Origin of the sequence: Vibrio furnissii CIP 102972 (assembly GCF_000176175.1) — a bacterium.
Taxonomy (GTDB): domain Bacteria; phylum Pseudomonadota; class Gammaproteobacteria; order Enterobacterales; family Vibrionaceae; genus Vibrio; species Vibrio furnissii.
Window position 1 is genome coordinate 1,346,603 of the sequence record NZ_ACZP01000013.1, and the last position, 9,098, is coordinate 1,355,700.

Below are 9,098 nucleotides of genomic sequence, written 5' to 3' on the forward strand. Positions count from 1 at the left end.
TGGATATATGATGACGCACTCAATTTTGATCACCGGCTGCTCTTCCGGCATTGGTTATATGGCGGCCACCAAGCTGCACCAACGTGGCTATCAGGTCATCGCCTCTTGCCGCAAAGCAGAAGACGTTGCTCGCCTTCAAGCGCAAGGGCTGACGTGCATTCAACTCGATTTAAACGATGAACACAGCATTCGTGAAGGCGTTCAACAGGCACTAGAACTCTCTCATCATCAACTCTACGCCGTATTCAATAATGGCGCTTATGGGCAACCTGGCGCCTTGGAAGATTTACCCACCGATGCGTTACGTGCGCAGTTTGAAACCAACTTCTTTGGCTGGCACACCTTAACAACCGCCCTCTTGCCGCATTTTCGCCAGCAAGGTCATGGTCGCATCATCCAAAACAGTTCCATCCTAGGGTTTGCCGCCATGAAATACCGCGGTGCGTATAATGCCTCCAAGTTCGCGCTTGAAGGTTGGACGGACACCGTGCGCCTCGAACTCAAAGACAGCGGCATACACATCAGTTTGATTGAACCCGGCCCCATCGAAACACGATTTCGCGCCAATGCACTGGCTGCATTTCAGCGCTGGATCCCCATTGAACACTCCGTGCATAGTGCGCAGTATCGCGCGCAATTGGCGCGATTGGGCAACGAGAAATCCGGTAACGCATTTGTGTTACCGGCAGAAGCCTGCCTCGCTCCCCTGCTGCATGCACTGGAATCGCCACGGCCTCGACTACGCTATCGCGTCACAACGCCGACCAAAGTGTTTGCGGTGCTCAAGCGGCTCCTTCCGGGTCGAACCTTGGACAAACTGCTCAACAAAGCAGCATAAATTTATAATTTTGTCATTAATGCGTAACAATTCGATGCCATGCTTCAACTCACAGTGAAACCATTCACGACAAACGACTTTGGCATTGCATTGGGTACCACCGTTATGACATTAAACCAATGGAATTGGCTCAGTGTTAGCGTAACGCTGACGCTCTTGATCCTTTTATAGCATCTTTGCTTGCTGGCTCTTCGGAGCACTCAAAAGCCGCCACTAGGCGGCTTTTGGGTTTTCTGGCTTTGACGGGCGTCCACGCCTTGTGTTTTGAAATCATGCCCCCATTTATGAGGAAAAGCGCAAGCGTAAAAGGAATCATCATGCAATCACCTCATATGACTGACGTCACCCAACACAACTTTCGCGAAGTTCTTGAACGTTCGGCCTCCACACCGATCCTGTTCTATTTCTGGGCTCCCATGAGTGAAGAAAGTGCTCAAATGATCCCAGCACTGCAACAACTCACTCAGCAATATGAGGGGGCGTTTCAGTTGGCACAATTGAATTGCCAAGAAGAACAAGCCATTGCGGGTCAATTTGGTATTCAAGCACTGCCCACCATCGCCCTGTTCATCAACGGTCAGCCGGTCGACGGTTTGGGCGGCCCACAACCCATTGCTGCCATTCAGGCCATGCTGGATCGTCATTTGCCCAGTCAAGATGAGCGCACATTGCAACACGCCTTACTGCTGGTTCAAAACCAGCAACACGCAGAAGCCTTGCCGCTGCTGTTATCGCTCAGTGAGGAGTGGAAACGAAAAGGGGACGCCAAACTGGCGCTGGCCGATTGCTTCCTTGCCACACAGCAGTTTGATGCCGCCAAAGTGGAACTGTCTGCTATTCCACTGGAATACCAAGATAGCTACTACAAGAGCCTGATGGCGAAACTGGAACTGCATGAACAAGCGGCCGACAGCCCTGAAATTCAAGCCTTAGAAACCGCATTTGCCCAAAACGGCAGTGACGCGAAAGTGGCAGTGGAACTCGCCACACAATATCATCAAGTCCAGCGCGATGAAGAAGCACTGGAGCTGCTGTGGTCGTTCCTTAAACGCGACCTGAATACACTCGATGGCGACATGAAAAAAATCTTCATGGATATTCTCAATGCGCTTGGCCAAGGCAACAGCATCGCGAGCCGCTACCGCCGCCAATTGTATTCACTCCTCTACTGATAAATTTATCTTAAACATCATATTCTTAAGGCAGGTATTTCCTGCCTTATTTTTTGCGACAACTCCAATCATTCATCACAATACGTTGTGAGTCTTGCGGTTATCATTCACACTTTAGCCATTCATCAACACTCAGAAAGGAAACGTCATGGCCGTAGATTCATTCGTCGCAATCGGTATTTTTGTCTTCGTGGTGATCGCGTTCATCGCCTCCGCCGTGAAGACCGTCCCCCAAGGAAACAACTGGACCGTGGAGCGATTTGGACGCTACACCCACTCACTCAAGCCGGGCCTGAATGTCATCATGCCGTTTATCGATCGCGTCGGTAAAAAGATCAACATGATGGAACGTGTCCTCGACATTCCCGCTCAAGAAGTCATCAGTAAAGACAATGCCAATGTGGTCATCGATGCAGTCTGTTTTGTGCAAGTGATTGATGCCGCCAAAGCCGCATATGAAGTGAACGATTTGGAAAACGCCATTCGTAATCTGACCTTGACCAACATGCGGACCGTTTTGGGGTCCATGGAGCTTGATGAGATGCTCAGCCAGCGTGACATGATCAATACCAAGCTTCTATCGATTGTCGACCAAGCGACCAACCCTTGGGGAGTCAAAGTCACTCGGATTGAAATCAAAGATGTACAGCCCCCCGCAGACCTCACCTCCGCCATGAATGCCCAAATGAAAGCCGAACGTGAAAAACGCGCCTCAATCTTGGCCGCAGAAGGGGTTCGCCAAGCAGAAATTCTCCGTGCCGAGGGACAAAAGCAGTCAGAAATCCTGCGTGCTGAAGGTGAAAAACAAGCCGCAATTTTGCAAGCTGAAGCGCGCGAACGTGCCGCCGAAGCGGAAGCCAAGGCGACAGAGATGGTGTCCAATGCCATCGCCAAAGGTGACATGCAAGCCGTGAATTACTTTATTGCTCAAGGTTACACCGATGCGTTGAAGTCCATCGGGCAGGCAGAAAATGGAAAAATCATCATGCTCCCGTTAGAAGCCACCGGATTAATGGGATCGGTTGCCGGGATTGCAGAAATGTTTAAACAAACCAACACGAAGAAGGTGGACCATTGATCGACTGGATATTGGCATTAAACCACTGGCATTGGCTCGCGCTGGGGCTCGTACTACTTGCCGCAGAGCTACTGGGCACGGCAGGTTACTGCTTATGGCTTGGGCTTTCCGCCCTGCTGGTGAGTGCACTTTTAATTTGGATTCCGATCAGTTGGCAGCTGCAATGGTCGGCGTTTGCCGCATTCTCGCTGATCACCACTTGGCTTTGGTGGCGCCGTCAACTCAGCCGCGATACACAAGGAGATGCGCAGCGAAACTTAAATCAAAAGCAAAAGCAACTGATCGGTCAAAGTGCAACCGTCTCCGATGCTGTGCCAGCCGGTCAATTTCGCCTGCCATTGGGCGATACCACGTGGATTGCTGAATGTGAACAGGCCCTTGAAGCCGGCCAGCGTGTGGTGGTGGTCGATGTGGATGGCACGATTCTTAAGGTCGAACCGAAATAGAAGCACCAATGCTCGACGTTGTACAGAGACGAGTCAACACGCAAAAAACAAAAGGCCCGCTGGGCCTTTTGTCATGAATGGTGGCAACAGTGCCCTTTCAAATCATCAATGATCGGACATTCACTATTTTCATCACCAGGGCATTCTCGAATCCACGCTTCCAGTTGCTCTTTAATCAGCGTTAATTCCTGCAATTTGAGTGTCACTTGCTTCAATTTCACCTGCGCTCGCTCTTTGACTGCCGAGCTACTGCGCTCCGGATCATTGGCCAATGCCAACATCGCTTTGCACTCATCGAGCGTAAAACCAACACGCTTGCAGCGAGCAATCAATAACAAATCATCGACATGACTCTGACCATAGTTGCGGTAACCATTCTCTGAACGCAGCGGCGGTTGTATCAATCCCTTCTCTTCATAAAGACGGACCGATTTCGCTGTCAATCCAGTGCGTTTGGCCACTTCACTAATGTTCATCATTGCTTTCTCTCGACAATAAAAAAGGCATGGTCAACACCATGCCTCTTCTTGACTTCGTTGGCAATTATTCTTGACTGATCAACCAAGACAAAATACCCGCTTTCTGGGTTTTATCCGCTTTTTCGTACCAATAAGCCATCATCTCCAACGCTTTGCTTTCGCTATTCATGGCTTGCTTCACTTCAGCACGGTTGCTAAACGCCCAGTCGGCAAACTGCTTGCGTTCTGCATCGGAGCCTTCATTGAACCAGTATTGCACCATTTCTTCTGGCTTGCTGACTGGTGCTGCCACGACCACAGGGGCAGGTGTAGCGACTTGCACGCTAGCTTGTGGCGCCACTTGGTTTAACGAGCCTTGCAGCTGTGCTTCACGCTGCACGGCATTCACATATCCAGACGCGATCGTAAAACCCGTCACGACGCGAGAGGCGCCTGAGCGCAGTTCGAATTGCAGATCAGCGCTGGTTGCAAGATCATCATTGGAAATAGGGAAGCTGATATATTGCGTCACCACGCAGTGCTCAGAGCACATACTTTTGGAAGGTTGGTCCACGCGCAGCTTTTGCGTTTGGCCATTGAACAATACGGACGCGTATTCATCGTATGATTCAAACGTCGTGACTTCGACATAAACAAACGTCTCAGGCGCCTTTTGCTCAAGACGTGGGTAATTTGCCACGATAGCGACCGACGCCTGAACCACATCCGGTCCTTTAATCGCCTGTGTCGCTGGTGTGTATGATTTACTTTTAACCTGAACAAAATTGTATCGCTGATTCACCGAATCAACGACATCATCAAAATTGCTGCTGGAATCCAAAGCTGAACAGGCCGAAAGAATGAATGGAGCAGCGACAAGTAATAATTTACGCATAATTATCTACAACCTTATGTTTAGTCAGCACTGAATTAAAATTTTTGTGATGAAAACGCTGGCATGAGCCAGCGTTTTATCAGTGTGAGACAAAATACGAATTAGAAACCGTACTCTAGACCTACGCGAGTCACGATATCAGTGTCTTTGTCTGAAGTGAAGTCAGAGCGAGCGGCAACACGTACGTAAGGAACGAAACCGTTAATCACACCCATCACCTGACCAGACAGAATGTTGTTTGCATCATCCTGTTTTACGCCATCGATTTTAGAATCTAGGTTCGCGGCATAACCGATTTTGATCCCAAGAGGACCATTCCAGTATTGACCCACGATAGAGAATGAATCTTGCTTGTGCTTACGAATGCCGTTGTCTAGTTCTTCACCTTTAAATGCCGCTGCCAGACCAAAGCCTGCAGGTAGGCTCGCTTCAAAACCAACTAGGTAAGCAAAGGTGTCGTCATCGTAACCGGCAACAACTGGGTTTTGAACGGCAGTCCCTGTATTATCAAGTTCCCAGTCACCACCTGTCTCTGCAACCACACGCGTACCGGATTCAACTGCACCCAAAAGCGTGATTTTTTCGAAGCTGTAACGAGCATTGGCACCAAAGAAGTTTGCATCACGAGTTGCTGCACCGCCGCCGTTGTCATTGTCATCACGACCAACCGATGCCGCAAATGAGAAGCCACCAAATTTAGGTGAATCGTAGCGAATTTGGTTTGATTGACGATCGTAGTGAGCGTTGATACCGCCCCAGTCAAAGGCTGCACCCAGACCTGGGTTAGAGAAAGGCCAGTCAACGATTTCGTATAAAGGAGTCAGAACACGACCAACACGAACGTTACCCCAATCGCCTGAAGCGCCGATGTAAGTATCACGGAAACCTAGCACACCGCCAGATACGCCGCCGTGGCCCCAGTCAGTACTATCAACATAACCAGATTCGATCTGCATGGTTACTGTAAAGTTTTCAAACATCTCTTTGTGTGCACGGAAACCGATACGAGATTCGTTTTCTAACACATAACCTGAACTATCATCACGATTGTCTGTTGTGTTGTAGTTCACAACCGACATTGCTGCCACACCGTAAACATCAACGTTAAAGTCAGAGTTCACACCAACTTCTTTAGCCATCAGACCAGTAGAAGCAAGAGCAACTGCCGCACCGATTACAGTGCGTTTAAACATTTTGTCCATGGAAAACTCCTAAAAAATAGATATAGCTGTTTTGTCATTTTCTCCCCCAAAGTTGGCCGCCGAGGGGAAGTCAAATTTCCTTACCAGAGTCTCAATCCGAGTCTCTCAAGTATCTGCATACACTGGGTGTATCCATGGTGATAAGACTAACTTCACCGAGTAAAACATCAACGAGAACTTAATTTTCGACTAAAAAAATATGAGCCACGACAAACTTTGCTCCAGTAAGTGATCAAGATCTAAATCTTATTTTTATTTTTACGAATGAAAACAAATCAAGTTAAATCAATGGCTTAAATTTTTAGAAAAGTTAATTTTATTGAAGTGCGTCGCATTGATGCGACAATGAAGATGACAAGACGAGAGATTGCTGCATTCAGGTGTAGGAAAAATGAATCAAATTCATTCGATATAGATTAGTTATTTCTCCTTAATAAAAAACCCCAAGCCTCACGACCTGGGGTTCATATAATGATGTAAAATTGTTCAGCGGATCATCGCGATCAAATCTTGTTCGTCGCGAATTTCAATCCCCAGCTCTTGCGCTTTAGCGAGTTTCGAGCCAGCAGCTTCCCCCGCAAACAAAATGTCCGTATTTTTGGAAACGCTGCCAGTCACTTTGGCACCCAGTGCTTGTAACGCAGCCTTCGCATCACTCCGTGAAAGCTGAGACAACGTTCCGGTCAACACCACGACTTTCCCCGCCAGTGGTTGTGGTTCATCGTCTGTTTTAGGCGCAATCGCCTGCCAGTGAATTCCCAGAGCGATCAGCTCTTCGACAACTTTTTGGTTCCGTTCTTGCGTAAAAAAAGCATGAACATGACTGGCCACGATGGTGCCCACGTCTGGCACTTCTATCAGTTGTTCAATCGTCGCTTCGCGAATGGCATCCAGCGTTAGAAAATGGTGTGCTAAGTTCATCGCCGTGGCTTCCCCAACCTCACGAATCCCCAAAGAATATAAGAATCGCGGCAATGTGGTGGCTTTTGCAGTGTTTAACGCATTAACAATATTCTGCGCCGATTTCGGCCCCATACGCTCCAGAATAGTCAGCTCACCAGCACGTAATCGGAACAAATCCGCCGGCGTCGACACCATCTCTTTGTCCACCAGTTGTTCAATCACTTTGTCTCCCAACCCATCTACATCCAGGGCTTTTCGAGAAACAAAATGCTTCAGGGCTTCTTTGCGCTGCGCCTGACACACCAATCCGCCACTACAACGCGCGACAGCTTCGCCTTCGACCCGTTCAACATCCGATTGGCAAACTGGGCACTGTGCTGGGAAAAGAATCTCACGCGCGGTCTCCGGGCGCAGTTCATTAACGACAGAAACGATCTGCGGAATGACATCACCAGCACGGCGGATCACCACCGTATCACCGATTTTTACGCCTAAACGCTCAATTTCATCCGCATTGTGCAGTGTCGCATTGCTGACGGTGACCCCACCAACAAACACGGGTTCGAGTTTGGCCACCGGCGTGATGGCGCCAGTACGACCCACCTGAAATTCCACATCGTTGAGCACCGTCATCTCTTCTTGTGCGGGGAATTTGTAAGCGATTGCCCAACGCGGCGCACGCGCCACAAAGCCCAGTTGTTCCTGCAGCGCAATGTCATCCACTTTGATCACCACGCCATCAATTTCATACGGCAGTTCGCTGCGACGCGTCATGATGTCTTGGTAATACGCTTTTACCTCGTCTAGAGATTCAACGCGTTTTGTCTCTGGACTCATCGGAAGCCCCCAGCCTTTCAGCTGTAAGAAACGCTCATAATGGCTATCGACCAGCGTGCCGCCTTGAATCACCCCCACGCTGTAGGCATAGAAAGCTAACGGGCGTTTCGCAGTGATACGAGAATCCAACTGGCGCAGGCTGCCTGCCGCGGCATTTCGTGGGTTCACAAACACTTTTTCGCCTTTTTTGAGCGCTTCCGCATTCATTTTCTCAAACCCAGCTTTGGGCATGAAAACTTCACCACGCACTTCAATACGCGTCGGCCAACCGGTACCTTGCAACCGCAACGGAATCGATTTGATGGTACGCACGTTCTCAGTAATATTTTCACCCGTGGTGCCATCGCCACGTGTTGCCGCCTGCACAAGGACACCATCCACATACAGTAAGCTGACCGCGAGACCATCCAATTTCGGCTCACAGCAAAACTTAGCCGTTTTCGCCGCCAAAACGCGATCGCCCATGCGGCGATGGAAGCTGTTCAATTCATCATCATCAAACGCGTTGTCCAGGGACAACATGGGGATTTCATGCGTCACTTGTTCGAAACCGGCCAGCGGTGCACCGCCGACGCGCTGGCTTGGTGAGTCCGGCGTCACCAGCTCTGGATGTTGCGCTTCTAAGTCCAGTAATTCACGCATCAAACGGTCATATTCCGCATCAGGAATCGTGGGGTCGTCTTCGACGTAGTAACGTATCGCATGGTAATGCAGTGTATCTTTGAGTTCGGTTAATCGTTGCTCTACGTTTTGCATGGTTGGTGTATCTCTCGAATCAAGAAAAAAGGCTCCGACATGGAGCCTTTGTTAAATCAATTTTATTACGCGTGTGCTTTTTTGGCGCGAAAATCGGTGATCTGCTTTCGGTATGCCGCAAGGCGATCAGGCGTCATCAAGTTACGTGCATCATCCAGCACATTGGCCCCTAAATCGTCAGCCACTTGCTGAGCGGTTCTGAGCATCATCTTGAAGTTCTGATCGGGTTCACCGAAACATGGCAAAGTCATAAAGAAAGAAATGCCTTTGGTGGTGAAGTCTGCCGGATCGTCGTGCTTTAACGTCCCCGGATGCATCATATTCGCCACACTGAACAACACTTTGCCAGTGCCCGATAGATCCGAATGACGATGGAAGATATCCATTTCACCGTACAGCAAGCCGTTTTGTTGCAAGCTATCAAATAACTTCGTGCCCACAAACGGCTCATTGCCAGCGCAGTGCACATTGAGCACAATCACCTGCATTTCATCTTCTGCTGGCTCTGGCTCT

At 49.3% G+C, this 9,098-nt stretch carries 9 protein-coding genes; 4 read left to right on the top strand and 5 right to left on the bottom strand.

Annotated elements, in window-relative coordinates:
• Window positions 1-10 precede the first annotated feature (10 nt).
• The 4 genes from VFA_RS10205 to VFA_RS10225 all read left to right on the top strand — a co-directional run bounded on the left by VFA_RS10205 (window position 11) and on the right by VFA_RS10225 (window position 3,534).
• Complete coding sequence (locus tag VFA_RS10205; RefSeq protein WP_004726684.1) at window positions 11-838, top strand: SDR family oxidoreductase; 828 nt, start codon at window positions 11-13, stop codon at window positions 836-838.
• 317 nt (window positions 839-1,155) lie between these two features.
• Window positions 1,156-2,010: a co-chaperone YbbN gene (locus VFA_RS10215; RefSeq protein ID WP_004726685.1), complete on the top strand. Its 855-nt coding sequence runs from the start codon at window positions 1,156-1,158 to the stop codon at window positions 2,008-2,010.
• Between the two features lie 148 nt (window positions 2,011-2,158).
• Entirely contained in the window at window positions 2,159-3,088 is a 930-nt protein-coding gene (locus VFA_RS10220; RefSeq protein ID WP_004726686.1) for an SPFH domain-containing protein, read from the top strand.
• Entirely contained in the window at window positions 3,085-3,534 is a 450-nt protein-coding gene (locus tag VFA_RS10225) for an NfeD family protein (RefSeq protein ID WP_004726687.1), read from the top strand. Before VFA_RS10220 ends, VFA_RS10225 begins: the two co-directional genes overlap by 4 nt.
• 71 nt (window positions 3,535-3,605) lie before the next feature.
• Here VFA_RS10225 and cueR read toward each other — a convergent pair whose 3' ends face one another.
• The 5 genes from cueR to zipA all read right to left on the bottom strand — a co-directional run.
• The gene (cueR, locus tag VFA_RS10230; protein WP_038151384.1) at window positions 3,606-4,010 is read right to left on the bottom strand and encodes a Cu(I)-responsive transcriptional regulator; all 405 of its coding nucleotides are present in this window, start codon (window positions 4,008-4,010) and stop codon (window positions 3,606-3,608) included.
• A 67-nt stretch (window positions 4,011-4,077) separates the two neighbouring features.
• On the bottom strand, window positions 4,078-4,887 hold the full coding sequence (locus VFA_RS10235) for a DUF2057 family protein (protein WP_050780254.1): 810 nt from the start codon (window positions 4,885-4,887) through the stop codon (window positions 4,078-4,080).
• A gap of 101 nt (window positions 4,888-4,988) precedes the next feature.
• Complete coding sequence (gene chiP, locus VFA_RS10240) at window positions 4,989-6,089, bottom strand: chitoporin (protein ID WP_004726690.1); 1,101 nt, start codon at window positions 6,087-6,089, stop codon at window positions 4,989-4,991.
• 486 nt (window positions 6,090-6,575) lie between these two features.
• Window positions 6,576-8,585, bottom strand: coding sequence for an NAD-dependent DNA ligase LigA (gene ligA, locus VFA_RS10245; protein WP_004726691.1), 2,010 nt, complete (start codon window positions 8,583-8,585; stop codon window positions 6,576-6,578).
• Window positions 8,586-8,650: 65 nt separating this feature from the next.
• The coding region (gene zipA, locus VFA_RS10250; protein WP_038151386.1) for a cell division protein ZipA at window positions 8,651-9,098 on the bottom strand (448 nt) is incomplete at its 5' end.